Below are 14,070 nucleotides of genomic sequence, written 5' to 3'. Positions count from 1 at the left end.
GCCCCGGCGTTTAACCAACCGCGTAGGGTGCGTTGAGCGCAGCGAAACGCACCGCCTTGGCTTGTCCCGCGGGCTATTCCTTACCCAGGCAGCCGGCAAAGCCGTCCGCCATGTTCTGCATCAGTTCGAACCAGGCATCCGGCCCGGGCTCCAGTTCGGCACCGACCGGATCCAGCACGCCGAGCCGTGTATCGGTTCCCTCGGCCACGGTCTCGGCCAGGGCCGGACGGAATTGCGGCTCGGTAAACAGGCAGACCACGTCGCCATCTGCGACCCGTTCACGCAGTTCGCTGATGCGTCGTGGTCCCGGGCTGCGCGAGGGGTCGATGCTGATCGAACCGGCGGCATTCAGGCCGTAGTGCTGCTCGAAGTACTGGTAGGCGTCGTGGAACACGATAAAGGCCTGGTCGCGTACCGGCTCGAGCTGTTCCGCCAGGCGTCCGTCCAGATCGTCGATCCGTTCGAGAAGGGCGTCACGGTTGGCCTCCACGATTTCGGCGCGTTCCGGATCCCATTGCATGAGCTTGTCGGCGAGCTGTTCGGTGATCGAGCGCACCACTGCGGGCGAGAGCCAGATGTGGGCATCGTAGTCGCCGTGATGGTGATCATGGTCGTGTCCATGGGCCTCGTCGTGGTGGCCGTGATCATGGTTGTGGTCATGGCCGTTGTGGCCATGATTATCGTCGGAGTGCCCATCGTCGTGGCTGTGGCCATGGCCGTTGTGATCGTGGTCATGGTTGCCATGGCCGTGATCATCGTCCCCGTGGTCGTGGTGATGCTCCCAGACGCCCCCTTCGCGCGTGGGCTTCAGGTCCAGGTCGAGGTCGTTCATCAGGCTGATAATTTCGCGGTCGCCGGCACGGCGGAGCGGGCGCTCCAGAAAGGTCTCGAGATCCGGGCCGACCCAGACCACCATGTCCGCGTTCTGCAGACGGCGCGCCTCGGATGGCCGCATGGAATATCCGTGCGGCGAAGCCGTGGCGGGGACCAGCAGTTCCACGTCGAAGGCGTCCTCGCCCAGGGCGGCGACGATGCTGTGAATCGGTAGAATGGTCGCGACGATGCGCGGCTTGTCCGCGGCGGCCATGCCCGGGAGCAGGAGGCCCAGGATGGCCAGCAGGCTGACCGTCAGCGAAATCCCGAAGGGGTGGCGCGGGCGCGAGTGCATGGCAGGGTCTCCAGGGTGTCGGATCGGAATTAGAGAACGTTATAGTATATCAACATGAACAAGGGAAGCCCTGCCACCATGTCCGCACCGGAATCGGACCACAGCCCGCTGCTGGACGCCCGTGATATCTCCCTGGAGCGGGGGGGCAAGCTGATTCTCGACCGGGTCTCGGTGCAGATCCCGCCGGCCGAGGTCGCGGTGGTGATCGGCCCCAACGGCGCGGGCAAGACTTCATTGTTGCGTGTGTTGCTGGGCTTGTGGCAGCCGACGCGGGGGCAGGTGAAGCGCCGGCGCGGGCTGCGCATCGGCTACATGCCGCAGCGCCTGCAGATCGAACCGGTGCTGCCGTTGTCGGTGCGGCGGTTTCTGACGCTGCGCCAGCGCGCGCCGAGGGCCGAGCTGCTGGCGCACCTGGAAAGGGTGGGTGTCCCGCACCTGCTGGACAAGCCGGTGCAATCCCTGTCCGGGGGCGAGATGCAGCGAGTGCTGCTGGCGCGGGCGCTGCTCAACCGGCCCAATCTGCTGGTGCTGGACGAGCCGGCGCAGGGCGTGGATATCGTCGGGCAGGGCGAGGTCTTTCGCCTGATCGATGACATTCGGCGCGAGACAGGCTGCGGGGTGCTGATGGTCTCGCATGACCTGCATCTGGTCATGGCGGGTGCAGATGCCGTGATCTGTCTGAACCAGCATGTCTGCTGTACCGGCCGGCCGGAGGAGGTCTCGCGCCACCCGGAGTACCAGCGCCTGTTCCCCACCGCCGATGTGCAAGGCATCGGTATCTACAAACATGACCACAACCATGTCCACGACCTGCACGGCGAGGTGCATGATCTGGACGACAACGGAACGGGCGGGTCGCACGGCTGTGGCCACGCCCACCATCACGGACAGGGAACGCCGAAACGATGATCGAAGCCTGGCTGGATGACTTCCTGTTCCGCGCGGTGCTGGCAGGGCTGATGGTGGCGGCCGTGGCCGGTCCGCTGGGTGCCTTCGTGGTCTGGCGGCGTATGGCCTATTTCGGCGACACGATCTCGCATTCCGCCCTGCTGGGGGTGGCGCTCGGGTTCCTGCTGGGGACGAATCTCAACCTGATGGTGACCATCGTCTGTGTCGCGATCGCCGTGCTGCTGGTGATCCTGCAGCGCCGTCAGGAGCTGGCTTCGGACACCTTGTTGGGGATCCTGGCGCACAGCGCGCTGTCGCTGGGGATTGTGGCGGTCACCTTTATCGAGGGCCTGCGGGTGGACCTGATGGCCTATCTGTTCGGCGACATCCTTGCGGTGGGGACGAATGACCTGCTGGCGATTGCCATAGGCGGCGGCATTGCGCTGTTGCTGCTGGTGCTGCTCTGGCGACCGCTGCTGGCGCTGACGGTGCACGAGGAACTGGCGCGGGTCGAGGGTGTGCCGGTGCTGGCCGTGCGCCTGGGGCTGATGCTGCTGATCGCGCTGGTGATCGCGGCCGCGATGCAGGTGGTCGGCGTCTTGCTGATTACGGCGTTGATGATCATTCCGGCCGCGAGTGCCCGGCGCTTCGCGTCGACGCCGGAGCAAATGGCGTTCCTGGCCGGTGTGATCGGCATGCTGGCGGTGCTCGTCGGCGTCTGGGGTTCGTTCCAGTACGACACCCCGACCGGGCCGACGATCGTCGTCGCTGCGATGCTGGGCTTCATCCTCATTCACCTGCTGCCCGCGCGTCTGCTGCCCCAGTTCGGCGGGCGCTGAGGGAAGCGCTGAGCCATCGGAGCCGTTTCGGAGGGAGGGTCGCGGCCCGTCGTCAGTCGCGGATGTAGTCCAGCGGCAGCGAGGTGCGGTCCACCACCCGGCGCAGGACGAAGCTCGAGTGCACCGAATCCACCCCCTCCAGCCGGGTCACCCGCCGCAGCAGGAAGTCCTGATAGGCGTCCATGTCCGGCACGACGACCTGCAGCATGTAGTCCGCCGATTGCCCGGTGATCAGATACAGGTGCTGCACCTCGGGGTAGCTGGCGATCGCCTCCTCGAAGCGTGCGAAGCGCTCCGGGGTGTGGCGGTCCATGCCGATGTGGATCAGCGCGGTCAGTTCCAGCCCCAGGGCGCGCCGGTCGAGCAGGGCCACGCGCCGGATCAGGATGCCGGCCTGCTCGAGTGCCCGAACGCGCCGCAGGCAGGGCGAGGGGCTCAGCCCCACGCGCTCGGCGAGGGCCTGGTTCGACAGGCTGGCGTCCTCCTGCAGGATCTCCAGGATGTGACGGTCAAAGCGGTCGAGCTTGTGCGGTCGCGGTTCCATGGTGGAATATTGCGCCAGATAGGCTATTTAAAGCAATAAACAGCCTCTTATCTCCCGCTATATGCGAAAAAAGCAAGGTTCTGTCCGCGCAAATTCGTTAGGATAATGTGCAAGTGGACCAATCGCCGCGACGGAAAGCCGCGGCCCCAGGAGAGAATCAAGATGGCCTTCGATCACACCAAGTACGCCCCGTTCCCGCCGATCGACAAGGCGGACCGCCGCTGGCCGGCGCAGCGCACCACGGTTGCGCCGCGTTTCTGCGCGGTGGACCTGCGCGACGGCAACCAGGCGCTGGTGCACCCGATGAGCGTCGAGCAGAAGATGCGCTTCTTCGAGGTGCTGGTGGATATCGGTCTGACCGAGATCGAGATCGGCTTCCCCTCCGCCTCGCAGATCGACTACGACTTCACCCGCCGTCTGATCGAGGAGGACCGGATCCCCGAGGGCGTGTACGTGCAGGTGCTGACGCAGGCGCGCGAGGATCTGATCCAGAAGACCTTCGCCGCGCTGGAGGGCGCGCCGCGCGCGGTGGTGCACGTGTACAACTCCACCAACCCGGCGCAGCGCGAGCAGGTCTTCCGCATGGACCGTGCCGGCATCCGCGGCATCGCCGAGAACGGCGCGCGCTGGGTGCGTGACTATGCGGCGAAGTATCCGCAGACGGACTGGATCTTCCAGTATTCGCCGGAGAGCTTCTCTACCACCGAGCTGGACTACGCGGTCGAGGTCGTGGATGCCGTGAACGCGATCTGGCGCCCGGACCAGGGCCAGAAGGTCGTGATCAACCTGCCGGCCACGGTCGAGTCGGCCACGCCGAACGTGTTCGCCGACCAGGTCGAGTGGTTCTGCGACCATGTGCAGTACCGCGAGCACTTCTGCGTGTCGCTGCATACGCACAACGACCGCGGTACCGGCGTGGCCGCGGCCGAGCTGGGCCTGCTGGCCGGGGCCGACCGTCTGGAGGGCACGCTGTTCGGCAACGGCGAGCGCACCGGCAACATGGACCTGGTCACCGTCGGCATGAACCTGTATTCGCAGGGGATCGACCCGACCATTGACCTGTCCGACATGGAACGGCTGATGGACGTGTACAAGGAGTGCACCGACATGCCCGTCCATCCGCGCCACCCGTGGGCCGGCGAGCTGGTGTACACCGCGTTTTCTGGCAGCCACCAGGATGCGATCCGCAAGGGACTGGCGCACTACAAGGAGAAGGGTGGCCACTGGAACGTGCCGTACCTGCCGATCGACCCGAGCGATCTGGGCCGGCGCTATGAGGAGGTTGTGCGCATCAACAGTCAGTCCGGCAAGGGTGGGGTATCCCACGTGCTGGAGCGCGACTACGGCATCGAGCTGCCGCGCTGGCTGGCGATCGAGTTCGCCCGCATCGTGCAGAAAGACGCCGAGACCTCGCAGGTCGAGGTCTCCTCGCAGCGCATCCACGAGCTGTTCGAGCAGCACTATCTGACGCCGGTCGCCGGCTGGGATCTGGTGCGCTACGAAATCGAGAAGGAAGGCCCGGTGGTACGGCTGGACGCGACCATGGGCCCGCCCGGGCGCGAGTCGCGCCTGCAGGGCGAGGGCCACGGCGCGGTCGAGGCCCTGACCGCCGCGATGAAGGCCGACCGGGGGGTCGAGGTCAAGGTGAGCCACTTTGACGAGCACGCGATGGAGTCGGGCACCGAGGCGCGCGCCATGGCCGCGGTGGACGTGCAAGTCGACGGCGAGCGCTCCGTCGGTGTCGCGCTGGGCGAGGACACGACCGCCGCTACGCTGCAGGCCGTGCTCAATGCGACCGGCCGCCGCCTGGGCGAACGCACCGCCGAGCCGGCCGCCGCCAGCGCCTGATCCAGCGGCCCCTGCGCGTTCGAGGACGCGTAGGGTGCGTTGAGCCTCGCGAAACGCACCGGTCGCAGGCGCGACGCGGCATTGATGCAATTCGCTGCGCTCATTGCATCCTACGGATTTCCGTGGGCCCCGAGGGCAAGGGCATCCCGGACCGTGTGGGAGCGTGCTCGCACGCGAACCGTGCGCACGCCGTCCCCCGTCAGGCCGTCACTTCACCCGCTTCTCCAGCATGCTCTGCATGCGGATGAGGCGTTCCTGAAGCTTGACCGTCTCCTGCTGCAGCTCGTGGATCTCCGAGTGCAGCGCCTTGTTCTCCTCGTGCACGCTGTCATGGATCATCTGCTGCTCGATCTCGATTGCGCGATCATGCATGCGCTGCATCGCGTCCACGATGATCGCGATGAACAGGTTCAGCACGGTGAACGTGGCGATCAGGATGAATGGCACAAAGAACGCCCAGGCCCAGGGGTAGATCTCCATCACCGGGCGTGCGATGTCTTCGGACCAGCCTTCCAGTGTCATTACCTGGAACAGGCTGTACATCGAGGCCCCGAGCGTCCCGAATTTTTGCGGGAACGAGTCGCTGAACAGCCCGGTCGCGATGATCGCGAACACGTAGAAGATCAGCACCAGCAGGCCCATGATCGACACGATCCCGGGGATGGCCCGCAGGAGCGCCTCCACGATAAAGCGCAGTTTGGGCACCATCGATACCAGGCGCAGCAGTCGCAGCACGCGCAATACCGAGAACGGTCCGGAGGCCGGGATGAGTGCGATCCCCACCACGAAGAAGTCGAAGACATTCCAGGGGTTGCGCCAGAAACTCAGGCGATAGACAAACAGCTTGGCCAGTACCTCGGCCGTAAAGATCGACAGGATGACGGCGTCTGCCGTGAGGATCACCGGGCCCATCCAGCCCATTACGGTATCGGACGTCTCCAACCCAAGCGTCACGGCGTTCAGCAGGATCAGCGCGATGATTGCGCGCTGGGTGAGACGGGCTTCGATAAAATGCTCGAGGCGCTGGCGTAGCGAGGTCGGTGCGCTCATGGCGGTTCTGGACTCTGGTGGTTCGCTGGTGGTTCGACATTTCGGCGGCGCGGCGGGCTCGCCGTGGACCAGTCCGGAAAGGCGTGCAAGAGTAGGCGAAACTCCGCTTTCCGGCAATTGGCTGGCAGCCGCGAACCCGCCCACAAAGTGGGTGTCCCTTAGCTGCGCAGGGCAGGTGCTCGCCCACAAAGTGGGTGTCCTGCACATACTTGAGGGCAAGGAACCAACGGGTGGAGTCGATTGATGTGGGATGAACGGTACGCCACGGATGAGTATGTCTACGGTACTCGGCCGAACGATTTCCTGGCCGAGCAGATCTCGGGGGTTCCGCCTGGGAAAGCTCTTTGCCTGGCCGAAGGTGAGGGACGAAACGCGGTCTTTCTGGCCGAACGTGGGTTCGGTGTGCTGGCGGTGGATAGTTCGTCAGTAGGTCTGGAGAAGGCCGAGCGTCTTGCGACGCAACGTCATGTCGCGATCCGGACGGAAGTCGCGGATCTGACCGACTACAGTATCCAGCCGAACCGTTGGGACCTTGTCGTCTCGATTTTCTGCCATCTGCCGCCCGATACTCGGCGTCGGCTACATCGGGAGGCGGTCGCTGGCTTGAGGCCTGGCGGGCGTTTCATTCTGGAGGGGTATACGCCGGCGCAACTGGCCCTGGGAACCGGGGGACCGCCTACCGAGGCACTTATGATGAATCTGCCAGAGCTGCGTGATGAACTGACCGGCCTTGAGTTCATTCATGCGGTCGAGGTCGAGCGTGACGTGGTTGAAGGTGTTTTTCATACGGGCCGTGGTGCTGTCGTGCAGATTCACGCATGCAAGCCCGCCGAGTCCGGTTGATCCACCGCGGAGGCCTGGGCCTTGGGTTGGGTGCCCCGCAAAGTCCCTGTGCAACTGCTGACGCCCTTTCAGTGACGGTGACTCCGGTTTAGTGTCTATCCACATCTCGGGGGCAACGGCTTCCGGGGCAATGCGCCAGGGACGTCGCTGCCATGTCCGTCGCCGCACTCTCCCCTGATTCTTCAGCAGAGCTAGGCTAAGCGCATTGCCTGGTGTTCAGCCTGCAATCGAAAGATAAAACAATCGTTGCTCTGTTGGAGGAAGTACCGCTCAGTCGGCGCATAGGGCCGTTCGACGAAAAACGGGAAATACATCTAGAAATTGGCAAACGATGTGCTACTTTCAACCGCGAAGGCAGGGATGCCTTCGCTAGAGCCGCCCAGGAACGGAAGCCCGGGTGGCTCTTTCTTTTGGGGCCCACGTGAGCCCCACTAAGGCCTAACTCGCCAACAGTGCCGCGGAACAACGTGGATCGAACCGGCCGCGAGCGGCCCAAACAACCGAAATTCATCCATGCCAAGTCGACGTCCTGCGCTCGGGTTCAAGCAGCAGGGCGGGCGAACAGCGCCCGCGCCATGGAGATTCCTCGGAGGTAGCGGCACTGTCGACGTTCGGCGAGGCTCACCAACTGCTCCGGTGCGCCAATGGCCGAGCCGAACGCGCGCAATAGACGGCTGGATCGCCGGATAAAGGCTTCGGCATCCATGCCCAGCTGGTCGAGCAGGCGAGGGCGGTGCGCGGGAATCGATCCTCGTTTCGTCGGATGTACGCAGCGCCCCAATGTGTCCGTCAGCTCCAGGTAATCCTCGAACGCAAATGGGATCGCCGGTTCGAACTGGCCGCTTGCATCAAACGGCATCAGTGGCGCGCGGGGAAGCGATCGCAGCTCAATTTCGGGGCGTAACGTCCCCGGTGCACTGCATGCCCCGGGACGGTGGGAAATGTTGCTGGGCGCGCACGCCGAATCATCCTCGGCCTCCGGGCGGATACGCCGTTTCAGCGAAGTGTGGTCACACTCGTGCAAGGCTTCGGCCATCCCGGCACGGACCGGATTCAAGTCCACGTAGCTCATGGCCGCCAGCACGGCTGCGTCATCCAGCAGGGCCTGACTCTTGAAGCGCCCCTCCCAGAATCGTCCCTTGACGCCTTCCTCCTCGTTGGCCTGTCGTGCGATGGATTCATTCAGCACACGCATGAACCACGACAGATCTGCCAGCCGGTTCCGATACGTTTGGGCGTACTCCTCGACCCGGCGTAACTGTGCGTCGCACATCGCTTTCCGACGTGGAGACAGATACTGCCTGACCAATTCGGGGCCCGAGAACAGCCGCGTCCAGCGAAGCAGGACGGACTCGGTGTCCAGTGAGGCTGCGCGTTCAGGGCCCAGCCGTACCACCACATGGTAGTGATTGCTCATCACGGCATAGGCAGCCACATCGATGGCGAAGATCGCGGCCAGCTCCAGGATCCGCGTCTCGATCCATTCGCGGCGATGCTCGAAGTTGTGTCCGGACACGCGATCCTCGCCGCAGAGAAACGCGCGCCGAACGCAGCGTGAAACGACGTGGTACCAGGGCGTGTCCTCGACGGAGACGAGGGACGAGCGGGGTTGGGTCATTGTGGACTCCTTCCATGGAATCGGACGATTCAGAACCTAGATGCGATCAGCCGCGATAGCAAGGGCCTGTCTTGAGAAAGTGGGTGTCCTACGATGCCGCAGTTTATTCCATCCAAAAGTACCGCCTATGGCGCAAAAACGACCGTTCGGCGGCCTCTTCGGTGTGCAGCTGGAAATCCACGAGGCTCGTGCTAGATTGTGCCCTGGGGCAAGGAAGCCCCTAGAGGGTCGTCCGGGAAGGGAATCCGCGGGCGGCCCTTTTGCGTTCTGTGCCCCGGCAATATCTGGTCACAAGCCTGGAGCCCCTGGGGGCGCCGCAAAGCGGTGTCGTCGTAGTCTCGGTGCCCCGCGAGCGGTCGTCTCTGATCATTTCCTGAAGGCGCTGCATCCAGTAGCCATCCCGGAAAGCGCGCAGCGGTTATCCGGGGCCTGACCGAGGGGCCGTGTAGCGTGGAGGAAAGTGGGTGTGCCGCAGATGCCACCGCGATGTCAGTTGGTCATGCCATACCGCGGCCGCCGCCGCAGCCGGGCACTAACGACTATTAGACGTCGCGCTATGGTCCTTGAGCCAGTCCTTCAAAGCCGAGTCCATTCGCGTTTGCCAGCCCTTTCCTGTAGCGCGGAATGCCTCCACGACGTCGGGCGACAGACGGATCGTGATGCGCTCTTTAGTCACAGGTAGAGGCGGGCGACCCACGCGTCGCAGGGCTTTCGTCTCGTCTTCGGAAGGTTCCCGGGTCTCTGGGTCCGCATCGATTCCGGCCTGAATGGACGACTCTTCGTCGGCGTCGTTCAAGACGACCCGACGACCGCTACGTAGCGTTAGTGATTTGGACATAACGCACAATCTCCCGGTTGTTGGCTTTGCGCAGGCTGATGATCCGCCGCACGGATGATCGATCGGTGAATACGACGCAATACAAGCGTTCGCCCATCAAGGCGTACCCGAACGTTCGCCGTTCGCCGTAGCTTTTCCGTCGGTCTTCCATGGCCAGGAGCGTATCCCATTCGAGCCCGAGGGCATCGCCGAGTGAGACCCCGTGTTTCGCCAGGTTCGCAGCGTCCTTGTCTGCGTCAAACTCGATCCCTATCAAATTATTGTATGTACATTAACTTGCGAGTGCATTTGGCGAGGCGGATTAGCCGCGGACCCTCGGGCTATCCCGGTCGTCTGGCAAGGCATAACACGCCACGGCGAACACACCGGCGGAAGGCTAGTGGCCCTGGGGGGAAAGAGCGGAGTGGGAGTGTGGAGTCTGCCGCCAGTTAGTTGTTTCGCTGGTGTCGGCGAATCGGGCTTATGACAACTGGGAGGAAAGTGGGTGTCCCACAGGTCCGAGTGTCCCACAGGTCCAAAGAAAACCCCGGCTCGAGGCCGGGGTCCGGGGAGGGGAAAATAAATCTGTCCCCTTTAAGCTTGACGTTCAGTTACTTAGTCATCACGGCAGCTGCTAGGAAGATACTTATCTTCCATGTCGTCACCAGAGGAGCAAGTCCAGCCGGTAACTCGATCGCCAGCATCAGTTGTTTGCGCCGTCAGTAGCATTTGGCCACCTCGGATCGCATTGTTGACTGGCGCATCGTCAATCATAGTCACGGTCACAACTGCGCCCGAATGCGTTACGGTGCTGACATAGCGTCCAGCAGCTTCGCCGTCATCACCGCCTGTGCCGATGGCATAATCGTCATCGGCCGGCCACGAGCCCGTGGAAGTGAAATCTTCGACCATTGCTGTACGGAGCCCACCGGATAGGTTCAGCGCCTCAGACATCTGAGCCCGCGCGGTGTAATCCTGATAAGCCGGAATCGCAATCGCCGCCAAAATCCCGATGATCGCCACAACGATCATCAGCTCGATAAGCGTAAAACCCTGTTGGGTGGTTTTCTTCTGCATCTTGTTACTCCCTGGTGTGTGACGGAAGACGGAGCGCCGCCCAGCGGCATCCGTCCAAGCCGATGCAAGGCGGGTGCCAACTCGTCCGATTTCGCGAAAAGCCCTGTAGCCAGGCGGGTTTGGCTCGCCTGATGCTTCGAGTATGACGGGTTTGGTCACTGTGTGACAGGGCGCATGTGACCATTTTTGTCATGTGAACTGACGCACATTGTCAGTGTTGGGGGTTGCGGTGTGTTGTGGCGGGCGGATAGGCCCTGAGCTTCGGCTGGGGGCGGAGATCCCGGCTCTTCGCTTCGCTGCGGACGGGATGACTGGGGCCGGGGTTCCGTTCGGAGATGGCCGCGGCCCCTGTGGGGCCTCGCCATGACGGGGCGGGGAGCGTGGTGCTGTCCTCGGGAATGCAAACCGATTCGTAGGGTGCGTTGAGCCGGGCGAAACGCACCATCACCACGTCGGGGTTAACCCTGATGCGATTCGCTGCGCTCATCGCATCCTACGGGGGCGGTGGTGGGGTGTCGTGCCTTCGGTTGCTGGGGTCAGAGGCCGAGGACGGCGACGGCGACGCCGAAGTAGATGAGGATGCCGACGATGTCGATTACGGAGGTGATTAGCGGGGCGCTGGCCACGGCCGGGTCGATGCCGAAGCGGGTCAGGGCGAACGGCAGGAGCATGCCGAACAGCGAGCCGAAGACGATCACGAAGAACATGCCCAGGGCGATCGCGTTGGCGACCTCGACGGTGCCCAGCCAGTTACCGGAGACCCAGATGGCCGCGGCGAGGGTGACGCCTAGCGCGGTGGCGACCAGCACTTCCTTGCCGCCGAGGCGCCACCAGTCGCGTAGCTGTATGTCGTTCACCGCGAGTGATCGCACGACCAGTGTGGCGGCCTGGGCCCCGGCGTTGCCGCCGGAGGCGATGACCATGGGCAGGAAGAAGACCAGCGCGACCACGGCCTCGATCGCCGCCTCGTAGTACGCGATGGCGATGCCGGCGAAGATGTTGACCGCGACCAGGATCAGCAGCCAGCCGATGCGCTTGCGGTAGAGCAGGCTCATGCTGGCGTCGCGCAGGGAGAGCACCATGTCGCCGACCGCCGCCATGCGGTGGAAGTCCTCGGTGGTCTCCGCGCGCAGCACGTCCATCACGTCGTCGACGGTGATGATGCCGAGCAGATGGCCGTTGTCGTCGACCACGGGGAGGACGTCGAGGTCGTAATGCCCGATGCGATGAGCGGCCTCTTCGCGGTCTTCCTCGGCCGCGATGCTGACGACATCGGTGTGCATGCGTTCGCGCACGCTGGTGGTGGGGCGCGACAGCAGCAGTTCCTTCAGGCGTACCCAGCCCAGCAGTTCGCCCTCCGGCGTGGTCACGAAGATGGTGTTCACCGTCTCCGCCAGTTCGTGGTGTTCGCGCAGGTGGTCCATCGCCTCGCCCACGGACCAGTCCGGCTGCACCGTGGCGTATTCGGGCGTCATCAGGCGCCCGGCGCTTTCCTCCGGATAGCCGAGCAGGGTCTCCAGCGCCTCCTGGTCGTCGTCCGGCATGGTCTCGAGCAGGGATTCGGCGTGGTCGTCGTGCAGGCCTTCCAGGACCGAGGCGGCGTCGTCGTAGGACAGCGCCGACATCAGCTGGCTGGCATGATCCTCGTCGAGGGCGTGCAGCACGCGCGTCTGGTGGTCGGGCTCCAGGTGCGCGTAGACATCGGCGGTGCAAGCCACGTCGAGACGCCGGAAGAAGTCCAGCATGCGGTCTTCCGGCAGCGCCTCCAGCGCGTCCGAGAGGTCGGCGCCCGCATGGGCGTCGCAAAGCCCCTGGAGCGCATCTTCCGTGGGCTGGTCCAGCGCGGTCTTGAGCGTCTGCGGCAGGGTCTGGATGTCGTCGTCGGTCGGGCTCATCGGTCAGTCCCCTACGGAGTCGCCAGGCCGAGCATCGCCACGGCCAGGGAGAAATAGATCATGATGCCGCCGAGGTCCGCGATGGCGGTGATCAGCGGCACGCTGGCGGTGGCCGGGTCCAGCTTCAGGCGGCTGAGGATGAACGGCAGCAGCATGCCCACCATGCTGGCGAACGCGACGATCAGCGTCATCGCGATCGCCACCAGCAGGGCGATATCGGCCCCGCCGCGCCACAGGCCGAGGAGCGATACCGCCAGGCCCATGGTCACGCCGATCCCGACGGCCACGCCGAGCTCCTTGCCCCACAACCGCAGCCAGTCCTTGGACGTGACCTCGCCGGTGGCCAGGGCGCGCACCATCAGCGTGGCGCTCTGGGCACCCGCGTTGCCGCCGGAGTCGATAATCAGCGGCAGGAAGAACACCAGCACCACCAACGCCTCAATGGCCTCCTCGTACTGCGAGATCATCAGCGCGCCGATGGTGTTGAACGCGACCAGACCGATCAGCCAGCCCACGCGCTTGCGGTACAAAAGGAACGGGCTCGCATCCTGTGGCGAAAGCGGGAGGGTCCCGACCGCCCCGATCTTGTGGAAGTCCTCGGTGGACTCCGCCTCCAGCACGTCCATCACGTCGTCGACCGTGATCACCCCCAGTAGCTCGCCATTCTCCCCGACCACTGGGAGGGTCTCGAGGTCGTAGTGCTGGATCTTGCGGGCGGCCTCCACGGCCGACTCGGATACCCCGATGGTGATCGGATCGGATTCGCCCAGCAGTTCGCGCACCGGGCTGTCTGCCGAGGCGCGCAGGAAGTGCCGGATCGGCACTGCGGCGAGCAGTACGCGGTCCTGATCGACCACGAAGATCACGTTGTTCGAGTGTTCGTCCGCGTTGCGGCGGATGAAGGCCAGCGCGCGCTTGAGCGTCCAGTCGGGGTCTACCGCGACGACGTCCGGGGACATCACGCGACCGGCGGAGTCCTCCGGGTAGTTGAGCTGCTTGAGGGCGCGGCGGATGGCGCGAAACGGCAGCAACCGCAGGTAGCTACGCAGAGTCTCCGGATCCAGGGTCTGGAGCAGGCCGGTGAGGTCGTCGGCCTCCATCTCGGAGAGGATGAAGCGGGCGTCGTCCTTCGGCGAGGCCTCGAGCAGCCGGATCTGGTGCGGGGTGTCGAGGTAGGAGAAGACATCCGCCTTGCGCCCGGGCTCCAGCAGGTTGAACACCGCGCACAGGTCGTCGTCGTTCAGCTCCATCAGCGCATGCGCGATGTCCTGCACACGCGTGTAGTCGAGCAGTTCCTGGATGCCGTCGCGGTCGTCCAGACGCAGCAGCTCCTTCAGCTCGATGATGGATTGTTCCAGATGCAAATCCATGCCCTACTCCCGGCTGTCATCCGCGGGCCAGGGGGCTGAATACACAGCCTCACAAGGCGCCGCATGGATGAGGTGTCTTGGTCCGGTCGGGATCGGGCTGGGGCCCGGCCGCT

13 protein-coding genes are annotated in these 14,070 nt (G+C 64.3%); 4 read left to right on the top strand and 9 right to left on the bottom strand.

Features of this window, described 5'->3' with window-relative positions:
• Window positions 1-73 precede the first annotated feature (73 nt).
• Complete coding sequence (locus F466_RS0111770) at window positions 74-1,168, bottom strand: zinc ABC transporter substrate-binding protein (RefSeq protein WP_018174799.1); 1,095 nt, start codon at window positions 1,166-1,168, stop codon at window positions 74-76.
• A gap of 78 nt (window positions 1,169-1,246) precedes the next feature.
• On the opposite strand from F466_RS0111770, the gene znuC reads away from it, so the two are divergent.
• On the top strand, window positions 1,247-2,077 hold the full coding sequence (znuC, locus tag F466_RS0111765) for a zinc ABC transporter ATP-binding protein ZnuC (protein ID WP_012983079.1): 831 nt from the start codon (window positions 1,247-1,249) through the stop codon (window positions 2,075-2,077).
• Window positions 2,074-2,895, top strand: a complete 822-nt coding sequence (znuB, locus tag F466_RS0111760; protein WP_012983078.1) for a zinc ABC transporter permease subunit ZnuB — start codon at window positions 2,074-2,076, stop codon at window positions 2,893-2,895. Before znuC ends, znuB begins: the two co-directional genes overlap by 4 nt.
• A 52-nt stretch (window positions 2,896-2,947) precedes the next feature.
• Here the strand turns inward: znuB and F466_RS0111755 are convergent, their stop codons facing one another.
• Window positions 2,948-3,439, bottom strand: coding sequence for an Lrp/AsnC family transcriptional regulator (locus tag F466_RS0111755; RefSeq protein ID WP_018174800.1), 492 nt, complete (start codon window positions 3,437-3,439; stop codon window positions 2,948-2,950).
• Window positions 3,440-3,601: 162 nt separating this feature from the next.
• On the opposite strand from F466_RS0111755, the gene F466_RS0111750 reads away from it, so the two are divergent.
• On the top strand, window positions 3,602-5,287 hold the full coding sequence (locus F466_RS0111750) for a 2-isopropylmalate synthase (protein ID WP_018174801.1): 1,686 nt from the start codon (window positions 3,602-3,604) through the stop codon (window positions 5,285-5,287).
• A gap of 207 nt (window positions 5,288-5,494) precedes the next feature.
• Here F466_RS0111750 and F466_RS0111745 read toward each other — a convergent pair whose 3' ends face one another.
• Window positions 5,495-6,337 (bottom strand): ion transporter, encoded by an 843-nt coding sequence (locus tag F466_RS0111745; RefSeq protein ID WP_018137932.1) that lies wholly within the window; start codon window positions 6,335-6,337, stop codon window positions 5,495-5,497.
• A gap of 243 nt (window positions 6,338-6,580) precedes the next feature.
• Here F466_RS0111745 and F466_RS0111740 point away from each other — a divergent pair, with 243 nt between their 5' ends.
• Window positions 6,581-7,180 (top strand): bifunctional 2-polyprenyl-6-hydroxyphenol methylase/3-demethylubiquinol 3-O-methyltransferase UbiG, encoded by a 600-nt coding sequence (locus F466_RS0111740; RefSeq protein WP_018174802.1) that lies wholly within the window; start codon window positions 6,581-6,583, stop codon window positions 7,178-7,180.
• A 541-nt stretch (window positions 7,181-7,721) separates the two neighbouring features.
• Here F466_RS0111740 and F466_RS0111735 read toward each other — a convergent pair.
• The 6 genes from F466_RS0111735 to mgtE (F466_RS0111715) form a co-directional block, all read right to left on the bottom strand.
• A complete protein-coding gene (locus tag F466_RS0111735) occupies window positions 7,722-8,798 on the bottom strand; it encodes a transposase (protein ID WP_018994200.1) in 1,077 nt (358 codons plus the stop codon).
• 532 nt (window positions 8,799-9,330) lie between these two features.
• Complete coding sequence (locus F466_RS13560; RefSeq protein ID WP_081622311.1) at window positions 9,331-9,636, bottom strand: BrnA antitoxin family protein; 306 nt, start codon at window positions 9,634-9,636, stop codon at window positions 9,331-9,333.
• Entirely contained in the window at window positions 9,611-9,889 is a 279-nt protein-coding gene (locus tag F466_RS0111730; RefSeq protein WP_026182176.1) for a BrnT family toxin, read from the bottom strand. Before F466_RS0111730 ends, F466_RS13560 begins: the two co-directional genes overlap by 26 nt.
• 341 nt (window positions 9,890-10,230) lie before the next feature.
• On the bottom strand, window positions 10,231-10,692 hold the full coding sequence (locus F466_RS0111725) for a pilin (RefSeq protein ID WP_018994199.1): 462 nt from the start codon (window positions 10,690-10,692) through the stop codon (window positions 10,231-10,233).
• 536 nt (window positions 10,693-11,228) lie between these two features.
• Window positions 11,229-12,587, bottom strand: coding sequence for a magnesium transporter (gene mgtE / locus F466_RS0111720; protein WP_018174807.1), 1,359 nt, complete (start codon window positions 12,585-12,587; stop codon window positions 11,229-11,231).
• An 11-nt stretch (window positions 12,588-12,598) separates the two neighbouring features.
• Window positions 12,599-13,957 (bottom strand): magnesium transporter, encoded by a 1,359-nt coding sequence (gene mgtE / locus F466_RS0111715; RefSeq protein WP_018137927.1) that lies wholly within the window; start codon window positions 13,955-13,957, stop codon window positions 12,599-12,601.
• Between the last annotated feature and the right edge of the window lie 113 nt (window positions 13,958-14,070).

The sequence above is a fragment of the Thioalkalivibrio sp. ALgr1 genome (genome assembly GCF_000378285.1).
GTDB lineage: Bacteria > Pseudomonadota > Gammaproteobacteria > Ectothiorhodospirales > Ectothiorhodospiraceae > Thioalkalivibrio.
Note: the sequence above shows the minus strand (reverse complement) of the source record. Positions and strands in the feature narration are given on the sequence as shown.

Excerpts from the sequence above, each read along its gene's own strand:
- F466_RS0111755 (WP_018174800.1), bottom strand. The coding sequence starts at position 3,439 with ATGGAACCGCGACCGCACAAGCTCGACCGCTTTGACCGTCACATCCTG.
- F466_RS0111770 (WP_018174799.1), bottom strand. The coding sequence starts at position 1,168 with ATGCACTCGCGCCCGCGCCACCCCTTCGGGATTTCGCTGACGGTCAGC.
- mgtE (WP_018174807.1), bottom strand. The coding sequence starts at position 12,587 with ATGAGCCCGACCGACGACGACATCCAGACCCTGCCGCAGACGCTCAAG.
- F466_RS0111750 (WP_018174801.1), top strand. The coding sequence starts at position 3,602 with ATGGCCTTCGATCACACCAAGTACGCCCCGTTCCCGCCGATCGACAAG.
- F466_RS0111725 (WP_018994199.1), bottom strand. The coding sequence starts at position 10,692 with ATGCAGAAGAAAACCACCCAACAGGGTTTTACGCTTATCGAGCTGATG.
- F466_RS0111740 (WP_018174802.1), top strand. The coding sequence starts at position 6,581 with ATGTGGGATGAACGGTACGCCACGGATGAGTATGTCTACGGTACTCGG.
- F466_RS0111735 (WP_018994200.1), bottom strand. The coding sequence starts at position 8,798 with ATGACCCAACCCCGCTCGTCCCTCGTCTCCGTCGAGGACACGCCCTGG.
- znuC (WP_012983079.1), top strand. The coding sequence starts at position 1,247 with ATGTCCGCACCGGAATCGGACCACAGCCCGCTGCTGGACGCCCGTGAT.
- znuB (WP_012983078.1), top strand. The coding sequence starts at position 2,074 with ATGATCGAAGCCTGGCTGGATGACTTCCTGTTCCGCGCGGTGCTGGCA.
- F466_RS0111745 (WP_018137932.1), bottom strand. The coding sequence starts at position 6,337 with ATGAGCGCACCGACCTCGCTACGCCAGCGCCTCGAGCATTTTATCGAA.
- F466_RS13560 (WP_081622311.1), bottom strand. The coding sequence starts at position 9,636 with ATGTCCAAATCACTAACGCTACGTAGCGGTCGTCGGGTCGTCTTGAAC.
- mgtE (WP_018137927.1), bottom strand. The coding sequence starts at position 13,957 with ATGGATTTGCATCTGGAACAATCCATCATCGAGCTGAAGGAGCTGCTG.